Origin of the sequence: Lysobacter yananisis (assembly GCF_031199375.1) — a bacterium.
GTDB lineage: Bacteria > Pseudomonadota > Gammaproteobacteria > Xanthomonadales > Xanthomonadaceae > Lysobacter > Lysobacter yananisis.
On sequence record NZ_CP133568.1, the window covers coordinates 752,707 to 768,638 of the forward strand.

Consider the following 15,932-nt stretch of genomic DNA (forward strand, 5'->3'; position numbering starts at 1 on the left):
GGCGCTACAGCAGGCTGCGCGTCCACAGCGCGGCCAGCCCCAGCATCAGCGGCCACAGCAGCGCCGGATGCAGCAACGCGCGCGCCCAGGCTCGCCGCGGGCGGAAACCGACGCCGTGGACGAAGCCGGCGCAGATCGCCGCCACCAGCGGCGTCAGCAGGCCGTGCGCGCCGGGGCCGAGTTCGGCGCCGCGCATGGCCGGCAGGAACAACAGCGCCAGCGACAGCGACGCGGCCAGCAGCAGCGACAGCGCGCGCGCCCAGCCGCCGGCGGGCGCGGCGCGCTCGGCGGCGTCGGCGACGTCCATCAACGGCCCCGCCGCGCCTGCGCGCGCGACTGTTCGTCGTCCTCGCGCATCTCGAACCACATCGCGTTGAGCACGCCGAAGCTGCAGGCCAGGGCGAGGCCGAGGATCCAGGCGAAGTACCACATCAGTAACCTCCTTCGTGTTCGCCCTGCGCCTGCACATGGGCGCGGGTGATGGTGCCGCGCATGACCCGGAACGCCCACGCGGTGTAGGCCAGGATCAGCGGCAGGAAGATCGCCGCGGCCACCAGCATGATCCCCAGCGTGCGCTGGCTGGAGGACGCGTCCCACACGGTCAGGCCGTGCGCGGGATCGGTGGCCGAGGGCATCAGGAACGGGAACAGCGAGGCGCCGGCGGTGAGGATGATGCAGGCCACCGCGACGCCGCTGGCGATGAAGCTCCAGCGGCGCGAACGCAGCAGCGCCACCGCCAGCAACGCCGCGAACGCCAGCGCCGGCAGCGCGATCAGCCACGGCTGCAGCGCGTAGTTCGCCAGCCAGCCGCCGTCGACGGCGATGGCCTGCTTGGCCAGCGGGTCCGACGGCGCGCCGGTGTTCCACGTGCCCACTATCGCCGTGCCCGGCAGCGAACGCAGCCACGCGCCGGCGCCGGCGAACGCGGCGATCGTCGCCGCCGCGGCGATGCGGGCGATGCGCCGCGCGCGCGCGCCGACCGGGTCTTCGACCCGCATCGCCGCATAGCTGGCGCCGTGCATCACCAGCATCGCCAGGCTCACCACGCCCGCCAACAACGCGAACGGATGGAACAGGCCGAGGAAACTGCCATCGAACACCGGCAGCAGCTGCTCGGTGAAGTGGAACGGCACGCCCAGGAACAGGTTGCCGAACGCGACGCCGAACACCAGCGACGGCACCGCGCCGGCGATGGTCAACGCCCAGTCCCAGGCGCCGCGCCAGCGCGCGTGCGGCAGACGGTTGCGGAAGGCGAAGCCGACCGGACGCAGGATCAGCGCCACCAGTAGCAGGAACATGGCGAAGTACAACGCCGAGAACGAGGCCGCGTACAGCAGCGGCCACGCCGCGAACACCGCGCCGCCGCCGAGGATGAACCAGACCTGGTTGCCTTCCCAGTTCGGTTCGATCGCCTCCAGCGCCATGCGCCGTTCGACGTCGTCGCGGCCGATCAGGCGCAGGATCGCGCCCAGGCCCAGGTCGTAGCCGTCGGTGAGGGCGAAGCCGATCAGCAGCACGCCCAGCAGCAGCCACCACAGTTCGCGCAACAGTGCGTAGTCGATCATGGTCGTGGCCTCAGGCGGTGTCCGCGGCGGGCGCGGTGCGGGTGGCGGGCCAGAACTTCAGCCGGTCGGGTCCGGAGCGGATCGCGCGCAGCATCAGCACCGCGTCGACCACGGCCAATCCGGTGTAGAGCACGACGAAGCCGACCAGGCTGGCGATCACCTGGGTGGAGTTGGTCGCCGAGACGCCGAGGAAGGTCGGCAGCACGCCGTCGATCGCCCAGGGCTGGCGGCCGACCTCGGCCACGATCCAGCCCAGTTCCGCCGCGACCCACGGCAGCGGCAGGCTGTACAGCGCGATGCGCAGGAACCAGCGCGTTTCCAGGCGGTTGCGCGTGGCCAGCCAGAACGCCGCGGCGAACAGGACGATGAAGTAGAACCCCAGCGCGACCATGATCCGGAACGACCAGAACAGCACCGGCACGTTCGGCACCGTGCTCCACGCGGCGCGTTCGATGATCGCTTCGTCGGCGCTGGCCGGGTCAGTGGTGTAGCGCAGGGTCAACAGGCCGAAGCCGAGGTCGTCGCGCAGGGCCATGAACGCGGCTTGTTTTTCGGCGTCGTCGCGGTCGGCGCGCAGCTCGCGCAGCGCCTGGTAGGCGCCGATGCCGCGACGGATGCGTTCGCGGTTGTCCTCGACCAGGTCGTGGATGCCGGCCACCTCGCCGTCGAGCGAACGCGTGGCGATCAGGCCCAGCGCCCACGGAATGCGGATCGCGTGCGCGGTCTCGCGCTTTTCCATGTCGGGGATGCCGAACGCGGTGAACGCGGCCGGTGCCGGATGGGTGCGCCATTCGGCCTCGATCGCGGCGACCTTCATCTTCTGGTTTTCCGACGCGGTGTAGCCGCTCTCGTCGCCGAGCACCGCCACCGACAGCGCCGAGGCCAGGCCGAAGCTCGCCGCGACCACCATCGAACGCTTGGCGATCTCGACGTTGCGCCCGCGCAACAGGTACCAGGCGCTGATCGACAGCACGAACATCGCGCCGGTGACGTAGCCGGCGCTGACGGTGTGCACGAACTTGGCCTGGGCGACCGGGTTGAACACCACCGCGGCGAAGTCGGTGATCTCCATGCGCATGGTGTGGAAGTTGAATTCCGCGCCGACCGGGTTCTGCATCCAGCCGTTGGCGATCAGGATCCACAGCGCCGACAGGTTCGCGCCCAGCGCGGTCAGCCAGGTCACGGTCAGGTGCTGCAGCTTGCTGAGCCGGTCCCAGCCGAAGAAGAACAGGCCGACGAAGGTGCTCTCCAGGAAGAACGCCATCAGCCCTTCGATCGCCAGCGGCGCGCCGAAGATGTCGCCGACGTAATGCGAGTAATAGGCCCAGTTGGTGCCGAACTGGAATTCCATGGTGATGCCGGTGGCCACGCCCATGGCGAAGTTGATCCCGAACAGCACGCCCCAGAACCGGGTCATCTGTTTCCAGATCGCGCGCCCGCTCATCACGTAGACGCTCTCCATGATCGCCATGATCAGCGCCAGGCCGATGGTCAGCGGCACGAACAGGAAGTGATACAGCGCTGTCAGCGCGAATTGCAGGCGCGACAGATCGACGACGTACAGGTCCGGCATGGGGTTCACCTTGCTTGCAGGAGGAGCCGGTCGACCGCGCCGGCATCGACGGGCGGGCGGTGCGAGGGCGAGAAGAACAGCAGGTACAGCAGCGTCAGCAGCGCCAGCTTGGCGGCGATGGTCAGCGCGATGCGGCGCAACAGCGCCGCGCGCCAGCGCGGCGGCGACGCGGCGGCGCCGCGTTCATCGACCTGCGCTTGCGGACTTTTCACGGCCGGCTCCCGGGGAATCTGCGAGCATTCGACGCGAACGCAGCCGGTGGCGTGTTGATCCAGGTCAAGCCGCCCGCCGATCGGGCCGGTGCCGCGCCGGCGAGGCCGCCGCGCCCGCCCCGTTTATGCGTGCGGTCCGCGCGCGTTCGCGCCCGCGCGCGGCGAACGCCGCCGCCGGTCACCGCCGCGGCTTGATCCGGATCAACACCGCGCGCGCGCGGCCGGCGCTAATGAACGGGCGGCGGCGGCCAAGCGCCGGGACCGGCACGACCCAGGCCAGCGCCACGCGGGCCGGCGCGCGCGGACAGGCGGCAACGGGCCGGAGCCGATCCGGCCGCGGAGAACGCACATGTACAAGGACCTGATGATCCCGATGACCGGCAGCGCCGGCGAAGCCGACGCGCTGCGCCTGGCGGTGAAACTCGCCGCGCGCCACAGCGCCCGTCTGTCGGTGCTGGAAAGCGTCGACTTGCCGGTGCCGATCAGCCATGCGTGGGACATGGTCCCCGACCCGACCGGCGGCGGCGTGTACGACGCGCTGCGCGAGCGCGGCCAACAGCGCCTGGCCGAACTCAAGGCGCGCCTGGACGACGAAACCGTGTGCTGGGACGCGCGCGCGGTCGAGGCGCTGTACGCCGACGCGCCGCACACGGTGGCGCGCGAAGCCTTCGACGCCGACCTGTGCCTGCTCGCCGGCAGCGGCGGCCGCGCCGACGGCGCCGCCGCGCTGCACGCGTGGTTCACCGCGCTGCTGCTCGAATCCGGCCGCCCGGTGCTGGTGGTCCCGCCCGCCAGCGGCCCGACCCTGCCGCTGCGGCGGGCGATGGTCGCCTGGCAACCCACGCGCCCGACCGCGCGCGCCGTGCACGACGCGCTGCCGCTGCTGGCCGACGCCGGCCTGGTCGAACTGGTGGTGATCGGCCGCGGCGACGACGACCCCGCGCTGGACTCGGCCCGGCGCATGGTCGCCCACCTGGTCCGCCACAGCATCCCCACCGACCTGGTCAACCTGCGCGCGGGCGAGCACAGCGTCGCCGAAGTGCTGCTCGACTACGCCGAACGCAGCGGCGTGCAACTGCTGGTCGCCGGCGGCTACGGCCATTCGCGCCTGCGCGAATGGGTGTTGGGCGGAGTGACCCGGGAACTGCTGCTGTCGGCGCAACTGCCGGTGTTCTTCGGACACTGAGGCCGCGTCGGAGGCGTTCGCTTCCATCCGAGCGGCCACACGACGACGAAACAACGCTTCCACCGCAAGCGCAGTCTCGCGGTCGCGACTTGCGTCGCTCCTACAGGACGGTACCGATGCCGCGGCCACCTCCTGTAGGAGCGACGCAAGTCGCGACCGCGCCACCGCGGCTACGCCGAGACCAACACCACCCGGCTGGCCACACGACGACGAAACGAAGCTTCCGCCGCAAACGCAGTGTCGCGCTCGCCGCTCGCACCGCTCCTACACGGGCCGCAGAGTCTTACGACCGCGTCCGCACCGGCGCGTCGATCCATGGCTGCATCGCCGCGGCTATCCGCGTCCTGGCTGCGCGCAGCGGGCCAGGTTCGGCCGCGCCGCGCGCCGGCTCGATGCCGTCGCTGGCACCGTTGGCCAGCCGCGCCAACGCCGGCTGCGGCCGCACCCGGGTCAGGCGGGCGTGGCGGCGATTGGCGGAGACCGCTTCGGCCAGGGCTGCCGGCACTTCGCGGGCGGTCCATGCCGCGGCCAACTCGTCGTCGCCCGCGCGCGCGCCGCGCTCGCGCGACAGCCGCCCGGCGCCTTGCAGGCAGCCCAGCGCCAGCGAACGGGCGATCGCCTGCGTTTGCGCCGGCGCCGCGTCGCCCAGGTAGTCCACGCCCATCCGCGCCAACGCATCGGCCAGGCCGATCACGCCCACTTCCACACGCAGGCGGCCGCTGTCGGCGCCGAACGCCACCGCGGCATCGTCGAGCATGCGCACCGCCAGCGCCGCGGCGATGGCGAAGCGGTCGTGATCGAAGCGCGCGCGCGCGCTGCCGGCGTCGAGCACGAACGCGCCGGCGTTGAGCGCGGCGCGCGGCGCGCGCAGCGGCGGCATCGCGCGATCGGTGCCGGCGCGGCGCAGCAGGCGCGGATCGGGCAGAACCTGCCAGGCGCCGAACGCGGCGACGTAGCGGCTGCACCAGTAACCGCTGTCGCCGCCGACCGCCGCCAACGTCGACGCCACCCGCTGCCAGGTGGCGTCGACCGTGCGGTCGCGCAGGCGCTCGCCGCTGCGCCAGCGGAACCGGGTGTCCCACAGGTCGACGGCGTGCGGATCGGTGAATCGGGTCAGGCGGGTCACGGGGCGCGGGTCCGGCGGACGCGGGACGCGCCCGCTCGCAGTCACTGTGCACGCGGTTCGCAAGGCGTTGTTGATCGGGATCAACTCCGCGCGCCGGCGTCGGCGTTACAAACCGTTACCGCCGGTTACCGCCTCCGCATCGCCGCGCGCGGCCGCGCGCCTAGCCTGCGCGCAGCCCACACGCCGAACCGGAACCGCCGCCATGCTGCTCGACCGCACCGTCCCCGCCGAAACCGGCCACGCCGCCGACTTCGCCGATGCAGAGTTCGCCGACGCCGGTTGCGCCGCGGCATCGCAGGCCGGCGACGCCGCGCTGGAATCGTGGCTGCAACGCGAGTTGCCGCGCCTGGGCCTGCCGCTGCAGCGCCGGCGCGTGCGCGCCAAGCAGCACGTGTTCCGCGCCGGCCAGCCGCGCACCGCGCTGTACCTGGTCCACGCGGGTTTCTTCAAGACCGCGCTGGTCAGCGAAGACGGGCGCGAGAAGATCACCGGCTTCCGCATGCGCGGCGACCTGCTCGGCCTGGACGCGCTGGACATGAACGCCTACGCCTGCGACGCGGTCGCGCTGGACACCGGCGAGCTGTGGGAAGTCCCGTTCGCGCGGCTGCGCAACGAATGCCCGCAATTCCAGGAGCGCATCACCGCGCTGCTGGCGCAGGAGATCCGCCGCGATTGGAACTGGATGCTGGCGCTGGGCACGCTCGGCGCCGACCAGCGCGTGGTGACCTTCTTGTTCGACCTGGCCGCGCGCCTGCAGGCGCTGGGCTTCAGCGGCGAATGCCTGCAACTGCGCATGACCCGCGCCGAACTCGGCAATTTCCTCTCGCTGACCCTGGAAACGGTGGCGCGTTCGCTGTCGCGGCTGCAGGCGCGTGGGCTGATCGAAGTCGCCGGCCGCGAGATCGTCCTGCGCGATCGCGCCGCGCTGAGCGGATTGCTCGCCGCGGGCGGCCGCGTGCACTGAAGGCCCGAAGGACTCGAAGGCTGCCCAACAATTTTGCGGGAGGGGCTTCAACCCCGACGCTTTTCGATCAGGCCGCAACCCAACCGCATCGCATCGGAGCCGAAGGCGTCGGGCCTGAAGGCGCTCCCTCAGGCAGGCGGCGCTTTGCGCTAGCCGCCGTCGCGGCCGGCCGCGATCGCGCGCGCGATCGCGGCGGCCACCTGTTCTCGCCGGTACGGCTTGCGCAGCAGGTCGAAGCTTTCGCCCGCGGCGACCGCCGGGGTTTCGTAGCCGGAGGTCAGCACCACCGGCAAGGCCGTGCGCAACCGCCGCGCCGCCGCCGCCAACTCCTTGCCGTTCATGCCCTCGCCGAGCATCACGTCGCTGAACATCGCCGCCGCCTCGCCGTCGCCGGCGAGATAGCGCAAGGCCTCGGCGGCGTTGTCGACCGCGACCACGCGATAACCGCAGGAACGCAGGAACGCCACCGCGATCGCGCGCACCGCCGCATCGTCCTCGACCACCAGCACGGTCTCGCCGCGACCGCTCGCGTGCGCGCCGGCGGCCGGTGCCGGCGCCTCGGCGCGCGCGCGCGCGACGGGCAGGAACAGTTCCACCCGGGTGCCATAGCCCAGCGCGCTGTCGATGCGCAGGTGCCCGCCGCTCTGCTTGGCGAAGCCGTACACCATGCTCAGGCCCAGGCCGCTGCCGCGCCCGGCTTCCTTGGTGGTGAAGAACGGCTCCATCGCCCGTGCCAGGGTTTCCGGCGCCATGCCGCGGCCGGTGTCGGCCACCGCCAGGCGCAGGTAGTCGCCGGCCGCCAGTTCCGCCTCGCCGTCGCCGGCGCTGCGTTCGGCGGCGACCCGATGAGCGCCGGCCTCGATCGCGATCTCGCCGCCGCGCGGCATCGCATCGCGCGCGTTCAAGGCCAAGTTCAGCAGCGCCGCCTCCAGTTGCCCCGGATCGGCGTACGCCGGCGGCAGCCCGGCGCCGCATTCCACATGCAGATGCACGCTGTCGCCGAGCGTGCGCTTGAGCATGCTCTCGACATCGCCCAACAGCGCCGATACATCGACCGCGCGCGGGCTCAGGCGTTGACGCCGGGCGAACGCCAGCAGCTTGCCGGTCAGCTCGGCGCCGCGCCCGACCGAACGCAGCGCGCTGGCGATCAGCTCGCCGGCCTCGGGCTTGTCCGCGCATTCCATTTCCAGCAACTGCAGGCTGCCGGACATCACCGTGAGCAGGTTGTTGAAATCGTGGGCGATGCCGCCGGTGAGCTGACCGATCGCGTCCAGCCGTTGCGAATGCGCCAGCTGCTCCTCGGTGCGGCGGCGCTGCACGAACGCGGCGGCGAGATTGGCGACCGAGCGCAACAGGTGCAGCGCATCATGGTCGAAGTGGCGCGGCTGCGGCGCCAGCGCCAGCAGCGCGCCCATCGGCCGGCCGCGGTCGAGCAGCGGCACCAGCACGCCGCTGCCGGCGCTCGCGGGCAGGGCGAAGCGCGCCGCGGCGGCGGTGGCGAGGTCCTCCGCCAGCACGGTTTCGCCGGCACCGATCTGCGCCAGCAACAAAGCCTCGTCCAGGCCCGGCGCCACCGCGTCGCCTTCGTCGAGGCCGACGCTGGCGCGCACTTCCACGCTCTGGCGGTCGCCGGATACGAACAGCACCGCCACCGTGGCGATGTCCAGCGCGGCGGCCAGCAATCGCGGCAGCGCGTCGACCACGCCCGATTCGTCCTGCGCTTCCAGCGCCAGTTGGCCGATGCGCGCGGCCAAGGCGTCGTAGCGCGCGCGCACCAGCGCCTGGCGCGCGCGCTGGGTCTCGGAGATGTCGCGCACCGAGGCCAGATAGCGCGGCCCGTGTTCGCCGCCCATCGGGCTCAGCGCGATCTCGACCGGGAACTGGGTGCCGTCCGGGCGCAGCCCGATCAGGCTTTGCCCGGTCACGCCCATCGGCCGCACGTGCGGCTTGGCCATGTAGTGCTCGCGATAGCGACGGTGGCGCTCGCGCGCGGCGGCCGGGATCAACGCCTCGACCGGCAGCCGCAACAATGCGCCGGGCGCGTAGCCGAACAAGCGTTCGGCCTGGGCGTTGGCCTGGACGATGCGGCCCTCGCCGTCGACCAGCAGCAGCGCGTCGGGCACCGCCTCGAACAGGTCGGCGAAGGACGCGCGCGCGCTCATCGCGCGCTGACCGCGGCGGCGAACAGGTAGCCGGCGCCGCGCACCGCCTTGATCAGGCCCGGCGCGGCCGGATCGGCCTCGATCTTGCGCCGCAGCCGGCCGATGGCGACGTCGATGGTGCGGTCGTACGGCCCGGCCTCGCGGCCGTGCAGCGCGGTCATGAGTTCGTCGCGGCTGAGCACCTGCTGCGGCCGCTGCAGCAGCGCGCGCAACAGTTGGAACTCGCCGGTGGTCAGCGCGATCTCGGTGCCGGTCGCGTCGGTCAGCCGGCGCGCCGACAGGTCCAGGCGAAAGCCTTCGAACGCCAGGCATTCGGCCGCGGGCGCCGGCGCGGCGGCGCGGCGCAATACCGAACGCACCCGCGCCAGCAGTTCGCGCAGGTCGAACGGCTTGGCCACGTAGTCGTCGGCGCCCAGTTCCAGCCCGACCACGCGATCGACCGCTTCGCCGCGCCCGCTGACCACGATCACCGGCCCGCGCCATTGGGTCTGCAGGTGGCGCAGCAGCGACAGGCCGTCCTCGTCGGGCAGGCCCAGGTCCAGCAGCACCAGATCGATCCCGCCCGCGGCCACGGTCGCGCGCGCCTGCGCCGCGCTGGCGGCGGTCGCGGTCTTGCAACCGTTGGCGCCGAGGTAACGCACCAGCAGGGCGAGGATGTCGGCGTCGTCGTCGACCAGCAGCAGCCGCGGCTGCGCGGCCGCGACGGCGTCGCTGGATTTGGGAGGCATCGCGCTCACTGGCACGGCAGCTATGGAAGAAAGGCACAGAAAGCATGGAACGATTCGCAGGCAGCGGCAATAGCGCGGCCGGTCGCCTGCGCTGCGGCGTAGCGCGAGCGCGTACGCATGGTCTGGCATGCGCACGCCTTGATCCGGATCAAGACGCGCGGCTCGCGGCCGTGATACGGCGGCGGCCGTTGCGGCGAACCGTCGCGTCGCTATGCGCTACCGACGCTTGCGTGGCTCGACCGCGATCGAAACACGCGCTGGTTGCGCAGGCCGCGCGACTCAGATGAAAACCAGCCGCTCCAGTTGGCGCGAATCCGGCTGGTCCTGCACGTGCAGTTCCTTGCCTTCGCTGCGCATCTGCTCCAGCAGCATGTGGATGCGCACCGCGCGCCGGATCACCTCGGTCTTGTTGGAGTTGCCGCGCTTGGCCATCTGTTCGAGTTCGGCCATCTCGCCCGCTTCCAGGCTCAGGGTCATGCGTTGGTGCTTCATCGGTCGCTCCGGGAGAACGTGGCGTATGGAATTGAACAAACGCACACGATAGCCGTTCTCCCTATGCGGCCTGCATTTTTTGATACGGGGAATCATGTTTTTTACGTTTTTACAGGCTAATTAGCTGATTTTTTGAGCACTTAATACTCACGAAATACACTCAAAATCCGCATTTCCACGTTGCGTTCGCCGTATGAAGGCCCCGCCCGGCTTCGCCGCGCACGCAATCGCGTGCGCGAACGCACATCATGGAAAACTCGTTACAAACTGTTGCGACTTTCCGGCGGTGCGCGCCGCCGCAAGCGCGTTCGCGCTGCCTCCGCCGCGGACGTTGCGCCGCCGGGCACGCGCGGCGGCAGCAGGTCGTCCGCCCGATATCGCGCCCACGCCGGTCTTGTTGTTCGGAATGCGCCGCACGCGCCGCGCCGGAACCGATACGCGCGAATTCCTGCCGCGACGCGCCGGCCGGGCCGCGCATCGCCGCGTCGGCCCGGCTGGCTCAGCCCCGGCTCAGGCCGGCGGACAGGGGTACTTGCCGTCGCCGCGCAGCAGGCATTCCTGCAACTGCCCGTCGCAGAACTCCGGCGTGTTCTTGCAGCGGTGGTAATTGTCCCAGCACAGCTGGCAGTCGTAGCTGTTGGCGCCGGCGCTCATCGCCGCCGCGCTGCCGAACACGAACGCGGCGAACGCCGCCAGCGTCCTCGCCTGCATCGTCCCTTGCTTCTTCATCGTGGCTCTCCTTCGCATCGCCAATGGTCGGGCCCGGGCCCGCCGGCGCCGCACGGCGCCGGTCCTGCGATGTTAGGCGCGCCGGCCGACGCCACAGCTGCGCCGGCCGGGACGGTGTCGCATTGCGAACGTGCGCTGCTTCGTGGTTTCGCGCACGCCCGCGCGCCGGCGCTCAGCCCGGCAGGCGCGCCAGCGAGGCGCGCAGGTCCTCGATCAGGTCGTCGCTGCGCTCCAGGCCGATGTTGAAGCGCACCAGATTGCGGCCGGCCCGCGGCAGGTCGCGGTGCAGCGAGAACTGCGGCACCACCAGGCTGGTGGTGCCGCCCCAGCTGTAGCCGATCTTGAACAGGCGCAGGCGGTCGATGAAGGCGACCAGGTCGTCCTGCGCCAGCGCGGCGTCGAACTCGACCGAGAACACGCTGGCCGAGCCGGTGAAGTCGCGCTTCCAAATCTCGTGCCCGGGGCTGCCCGGCAACGCCGGATGACGCACGCGCGCGACTCGCGGCTGCGCCTGCAGCCACTGCGCAACCTCGAGCGTGCTGCGCTGCAGGTGGTCCAGGCGCACGCCCAGGGTCTGCAGGCCGCGCAGCGCCAGGCTGCAATCGTCGGGCGAGACGCCCATGCCGAACAGTTGCTGGGCGTCGCCGAGCGCGCGGTACAGCGCCTCGTCGCGCACGGTGACCGAACCCAGCAACAGGTCACTGTGGCCGCCGATGTATTTGGTCAGCGCCTGCACCGCGATGTCGGCGCCGTGGCCGAAGGCGTCGAAGAACACGCCGGCCGCATAGGTGTTGTCCAGCGCCACCGGCACGCCGGCGGCGTGGGCGGCGGCGGCGATGGCCGGCACGTCCTGCACTTCCATCGTCACCGAGCCCGGGCTCTCGCACCACACCAACTGGGTCTGCGGGCGCAGCAGCGCGGCGATGCCGGCGCCGATCATCGGGTCGTAGTACTCGGCGCGGATGTTCCAGCGGCTCAGCCAGCGGTCGGAGAACTCGCGGTGCGGGCCGTAGATGCAGTCGGGGATCAGCACATGGCCGCCGGCCTTGAGCACGGCCAGGTCGACCAGGGCGATCGCGGCCTGGCCGCCCGGGGCGATGAAGGTCAGGCCGCCGCCTTCCAGCTCGGCGATGCGCGCGGCCAGCTCCAGCGTGGTCGGGGTGCCGTACAGGCCGTAGGTGTAAGGGGTTTCGCGCCGGTCCCAGTGGTCGTGCACGTGCGCGGCGCTGGCGAATACGGTGGTCGAGCCGCGGTAGACCGGGGTGACGAGCGAGCGGAAGCCCGGCGGCGCGGCGGCGTCGGGATGAGCGAGTTTGGTACGCCAGTCCAGGGGCGGGGTGGGAAGCGATTCGGGGGGCATGGGCGGTCCGTCGATAAGGGCGGCGCGCGGCGCGGCCTGCACGCGGCGCCGCCGGGGGCTCAGCCCGAGCTTACACAAGCGCGCAGCGCGTCCGTACGCCCGCGGCGGCGCGCTGGCAAGGCCGGGCAGCGAAGTTGCGGACCGTGACTCATGGCAGTCCCGGCGCCGGCCCGAAGCTTGAGTAAGCTCCAGTCTCCGTCCCTGTCTAGGTTGTGCCGGATGCGCCTGCGCCGTTCGCTCGTACCTGCCGCGCTCGCCGCACTGGCCGTGCTGGCGCTCGCGCCGGCGGCGGCATCGCACGCGCCTGCGCCCTCGGCGGCCGAGCCGGCTGCCGACGCGGGCATCGCAGTGCCGCCGCTGGCCTACACCGAGCGCACCCTGGGCAACGGTCTGCGCGTCTACGCCCTGCCCGATCCGGACGCGGGCGAGGTCGCGGTGAACCTGTGGTACGGCGTCGGCGGCCGCGACGATCCCAAGGATCGCGCCGGCCTCGCCCACCTGCTCGAACACCTGATGTTCAAGGCCACCCGCAACCTGCCCGCGGGCCGCTTCGCCACGCTCGCCGAGGAAATCGGCGGCAGCGACGACGCGTCCACCGAAGACGACTACACGCGCTATTACGAGACCGTGCCGCCCGCGTACCTGGAGCGGATCCTGTTCGCCGAGGCCGAGCGGATGGGCGCGCTGGTCGTCGACGCCGCCACGCTCGCGTCCGAGCGCGAGGTGGTCAAGGAGGAAATCCGCACCCGCCTGCAATCGCAGGACTTCGGCCGGTTGGTCCAGGCCGACCTGCCGGCGGCCTCGTACGCGCGCCTGCCGTACGCGCGCCCGGCGATCGGCCGGCCCGAAGACCTCGACCGGATCACCCTGGCGGAGGTGCGCGCGTTCCGCGCCGCCTACTACCGTCCCGACAACGCGGCGTTGATCGTGTCCGGGCGCTTCGATCCGGCGCAGCTGCAGCGCTGGGTCGATCGCTACTTCGGCCCGATCGCGCGCCCCGCGCAGCCGCTGCCGAGGCTCGCAGCCACCGCCGAACCGGCGCGCCGGGCGCCGCTGCGGCGCAGCGTGCACGCGCCGGGCACGCCGCTGCCGGCGGTAGTGGCTTCGTTCGCGTTGCCGCCGGACGCGCACCCCGACACCCCGGCGCTGATGGCGCTCGACGCGATCGTGTCCCGCGGCGCCGGCTCGCGCCTCGATACGCGCCTGGTCCAGGCCGGCCACGCGCAGGCCGCGTCCAGCCTGTTCGAACGCCGCCGTTACGGCGGTTACCTGGCGATCTACGCGATCCTCGCCGGCGATGCCGATCCGGCCGCGGGCGAAGCCGCGTTGGCCGCGCAGATCGACGACCTGCGCGCGCGTCCGGTCGCGGCCGCGGAACTGCTGCGCGCCAAGCGCCTGCTGCTCGCCGCCGCGCTGCGCCAGCGCGAAACGCCGGACGGCCGCGCCCTGGCCCTGGGCCGCGCGCTGGCCGTGGCCGGCGACGCCGCGGCCGACCAACGCCAATGGCGCGCGCTGGCCGCGGTCAGCGCGGCCGACGTGCAGCGCGTCGCCCGCGCTTACCTGCGTCCCGAGCGCGCCGCGTGGCTGCGCGGCCTGCCCGAAACCGCGGCGGCGGACGGCCGCGCCGATCCGGTCGCGGTGGCCGCGAGCGTGGTCGAGAACGCGCTGGCGATCCCGTCCGAGCTCCCGGTCGTCGCCACCGCGCCCGAATCCGAGCGCGTGCCGTTGCCCGCGCCTACCACGGTGACGAACGCGGCGCGGCCGAGCGCGCGCGAACTGCGCCTGGACAACGGCCTGCGCGTGATCCTCGCCGAGCGCCGCGGATCGCCGCTGGTGGCGCTGGCGCTGACCGCGCCGGCCGGCAGCGCCGCCGATCCGCGCGGCCGCGCCGGCGTCGCCGCGCTGGCCCGGCAATGGGCGCTGCAGGGCACGACGACGCGCCCGGCGCAGCGCATCGTCGCCGACGCCGAAGCGCTGGGCGCGAGTCTCGGCGGCGGAGTCGGCGTGGACGCGGCCAGCTACGAACTCAGCATCGACCGCGCGTCGCTGGCGCCGGCGCTGGAACTGCTCGCCGACCTCGTGCGCCGCCCCGCGTTCGCCCCGGACGCGTTCGAGACGGTGCGCGAGCGCGCCCTCGACAGCCTCGACGGCGCGCTGCAGGAACCGATGGCGCTGGCCCGCCGCGTCGCCGCACGCAGCGTGTTCGGCGCGAGCGGCTACGGCCGCCCGGCCGGCGGCGACGCGACCGGCTTGCGCGTGGCGACCGTCGAGGACGCACGCGCGGCGCACGCGTGCGCGTGGCGGCCCGAACGCGCCGCATTGATCGTCGTCGGCGATATCGACATGGCGCGGGCCAAGGCGCTGGCCGAAGCGGCCTTCGGCGATTGGCGCGACACCGGCGCGACCGCCGCGCTTGCGGCCAACGCATCTGCCGCGGGCCGGCGGATCGCGGGCGCTGCCGTGGCGAATGCGGTCGGCGCGGGCGCTATCGACACCGACGACTGCGTCGCGGGCGCATCCGATTCGAACCGGTCGGGCGCGGGCACGTCCGCCATGATCGCGCAGGCTGCGGAGACGACCGCCGCGGATGCGTCTGGCGCGCATGCAATTTCGAAAAACGCACGCAACAACGACGCGACGGTCGCGAAACAGCCCGCGGCCAATGCATCCGCTCCCGGCGCGGCCGTCGCCGACGCGCGCGCGACGACGCTGTCCGACGCTCGGATATCGCCGGCTAATACGGACGCCCTTCCGCCGCCGCACACGCGCCTGATCGACCGCCCCGACGCCTCGCAAGCGGCGGTCATCGTCGCCCGCCCCGGCCCGGCGCGCGGCGATCCGGACTGGCCCGCCGCCGCGGTTGCCAACGCCGCGCTCGGCGCCGGCGGCTCGTCGCGGCTCAACACCGAATTGCGCTACCGGCGCGGACTGACCTACGACGCCGGCAGCCTGCTCAGCCAGACCCGCACGCCGGGGCTGTTCTATGCCGCCACCCTGACCCGGCCCGAATCCGCCGCCCAGGTCGCCACGCTGATCCAGGCCGAACTGCGCCATCTCGGCGCCGAACCGCTCGCGCCGGCCGAACTCGACGCGCGCAAGCGGCTGGTCGTCGGCGACTACGAGCGCCGGCTCGGCACGCGCGCGGGACTCGCGGCGACCCTGGCGGGCTTCGTCGCCCAGGGCGTTCCGACCGAGCAGTTGCGCGACTATCCCGACGCGATCAAACGCGTTGCGGCCGAACAGGTCCAACAGGCGGCCCAGCGCTGGTTCGCGCCGCAGTCCAGCAGCGTCACCGTGGTCGGCCCGGCCGCGATCATCGCCGCGCCTTTGCGCGCGGCCTATGCGGACGTCGAAACGCTGACGGCCGAGGACGCGCAGCGCTGAGGCGCCCAGGCTTCGCGCGAAGAAAGAGCGCGGGCCTGGCTTCTGTACGGCCGCGACCCACCGCACCTGCGCGGCGACGCCTCACATCCCATGCTCTGCGTTGGACTCGCCCGCTCGCGGGCCTTCTGCTGCGTTAGCTCCGGGTTGCGGCGCTCTTGCCGCGGGCGCCCGATCGGACTCGCGCCTCTCGCACACCAATCGACGAGCAGTCCTGTTTCCACCTTACAGGCAGGGCCGTAACAAGCCGCGACCGCGCGAATTCCCCGCGCCACAGACAGTGCCTTCGGCTCGTCGATCTGCGCGTCGATCCGCGCGTCGATCCGCGCGTCGATCCGCGCGTCGATCCGCGCGTCGATCCGCGCGTCGATCCGCGCGTCGATCCGCGCGTCGATCCGCGCGTCGATCCGCGCGTCGATCCGCGCGTCCCGATGCGCGGCCAAGGCCGCGCATC

The 15,932-nt window shown here is 72.4% G+C and carries 15 protein-coding genes; 3 read left to right on the plus strand and 12 right to left on the minus strand.

Annotated features, from left to right (window positions below; genetic code table 11):
* Positions 1-4: 4 nt before the first annotated feature.
* Genes RDV84_RS03260 through cydP form a run of 5 tightly spaced genes read right to left on the minus strand, consistent with a single transcriptional unit; the run spans position 5 to position 3,350 of the window.
* Positions 5-307: a cyd operon YbgE family protein gene (locus tag RDV84_RS03260; RefSeq protein WP_250446678.1), complete on the minus strand. Its 303-nt coding sequence runs from the start codon at positions 305-307 to the stop codon at positions 5-7.
* Positions 307-432, minus strand: coding sequence for a cytochrome bd-I oxidase subunit CydX (gene cydX / locus RDV84_RS03265; protein WP_078996588.1), 126 nt, complete (start codon positions 430-432; stop codon positions 307-309). Before cydX ends, RDV84_RS03260 begins: the two co-directional genes overlap by 1 nt.
* Positions 432-1,565, minus strand: a complete 1,134-nt coding sequence (cydB, locus tag RDV84_RS03270; RefSeq protein WP_309152426.1) for a cytochrome d ubiquinol oxidase subunit II — start codon at positions 1,563-1,565, stop codon at positions 432-434. The genes cydX and cydB overlap by 1 nt, the downstream gene beginning before the upstream one ends.
* Before the next feature lie 10 nt (positions 1,566-1,575).
* The gene (locus RDV84_RS03275) at positions 1,576-3,138 is read right to left on the minus strand and encodes a cytochrome ubiquinol oxidase subunit I (protein ID WP_309152427.1); all 1,563 of its coding nucleotides are present in this window, start codon (positions 3,136-3,138) and stop codon (positions 1,576-1,578) included.
* Between the two features lie 5 nt (positions 3,139-3,143).
* Positions 3,144-3,350 carry a cytochrome oxidase putative small subunit CydP gene (gene cydP, locus RDV84_RS03280; RefSeq protein WP_078996585.1) on the minus strand — a complete coding sequence of 69 codons (207 nt, stop codon included), beginning with the start codon at positions 3,348-3,350 and terminating at the stop codon, positions 3,144-3,146.
* Positions 3,351-3,699: 349 nt separating this feature from the next.
* Between cydP and RDV84_RS03285 the strand changes: the two genes are divergently transcribed.
* Entirely contained in the window at positions 3,700-4,536 is an 837-nt protein-coding gene (locus RDV84_RS03285) for a universal stress protein (RefSeq protein WP_309152428.1), read from the plus strand.
* Positions 4,537-4,819: 283 nt separating this feature from the next.
* Here RDV84_RS03285 and RDV84_RS03290 read toward each other — a convergent pair whose 3' ends face one another.
* Positions 4,820-5,662, minus strand: a complete 843-nt coding sequence (locus RDV84_RS03290; RefSeq protein WP_250446717.1) for a hypothetical protein — start codon at positions 5,660-5,662, stop codon at positions 4,820-4,822.
* 202 nt (positions 5,663-5,864) lie between these two features.
* Here RDV84_RS03290 and RDV84_RS03295 point away from each other — a divergent pair, with 202 nt between their 5' ends.
* Positions 5,865-6,626, plus strand: coding sequence for a helix-turn-helix domain-containing protein (locus tag RDV84_RS03295; RefSeq protein ID WP_309152430.1), 762 nt, complete (start codon positions 5,865-5,867; stop codon positions 6,624-6,626).
* A 149-nt stretch (positions 6,627-6,775) separates the two neighbouring features.
* Here RDV84_RS03295 and RDV84_RS03300 read toward each other — a convergent pair whose 3' ends face one another.
* The 5 genes from RDV84_RS03300 to RDV84_RS03320 form a co-directional block, all read right to left on the minus strand.
* Positions 6,776-8,788 carry an ATP-binding protein gene (locus RDV84_RS03300; RefSeq protein WP_309152431.1) on the minus strand — a complete coding sequence of 671 codons (2,013 nt, stop codon included), beginning with the start codon at positions 8,786-8,788 and terminating at the stop codon, positions 6,776-6,778.
* A complete protein-coding gene (locus RDV84_RS03305) occupies positions 8,785-9,516 on the minus strand; it encodes a response regulator (protein ID WP_057946175.1) in 732 nt (243 codons plus the stop codon). Before RDV84_RS03305 ends, RDV84_RS03300 begins: the two co-directional genes overlap by 4 nt.
* A gap of 279 nt (positions 9,517-9,795) precedes the next feature.
* Entirely contained in the window at positions 9,796-10,008 is a 213-nt protein-coding gene (locus RDV84_RS03310) for a ribbon-helix-helix protein, CopG family (RefSeq protein ID WP_057946174.1), read from the minus strand.
* Positions 10,009-10,518: 510 nt separating this feature from the next.
* Complete coding sequence (locus RDV84_RS03315; RefSeq protein ID WP_309152432.1) at positions 10,519-10,737, minus strand: hypothetical protein; 219 nt, start codon at positions 10,735-10,737, stop codon at positions 10,519-10,521.
* Positions 10,738-10,909: 172 nt separating this feature from the next.
* Positions 10,910-12,097 (minus strand): cystathionine beta-lyase, encoded by a 1,188-nt coding sequence (locus RDV84_RS03320; protein ID WP_309152433.1) that lies wholly within the window; start codon positions 12,095-12,097, stop codon positions 10,910-10,912.
* Positions 12,098-12,274: 177 nt separating this feature from the next.
* Here RDV84_RS03320 and RDV84_RS03325 point away from each other — a divergent pair, with 177 nt between their 5' ends.
* The gene (locus RDV84_RS03325) at positions 12,275-15,481 is read left to right on the plus strand and encodes a M16 family metallopeptidase (protein WP_309152434.1); all 3,207 of its coding nucleotides are present in this window, start codon (positions 12,275-12,277) and stop codon (positions 15,479-15,481) included.
* Here the strand turns inward: RDV84_RS03325 and RDV84_RS03330 are convergent.
* Positions 15,436-15,921: a hypothetical protein gene (locus RDV84_RS03330; RefSeq protein WP_309152436.1), complete on the minus strand. Its 486-nt coding sequence runs from the start codon at positions 15,919-15,921 to the stop codon at positions 15,436-15,438. The two genes, RDV84_RS03325 and RDV84_RS03330, sit on opposite strands and share 46 nt — an antisense overlap.
* Between the last annotated feature and the right edge of the window lie 11 nt (positions 15,922-15,932).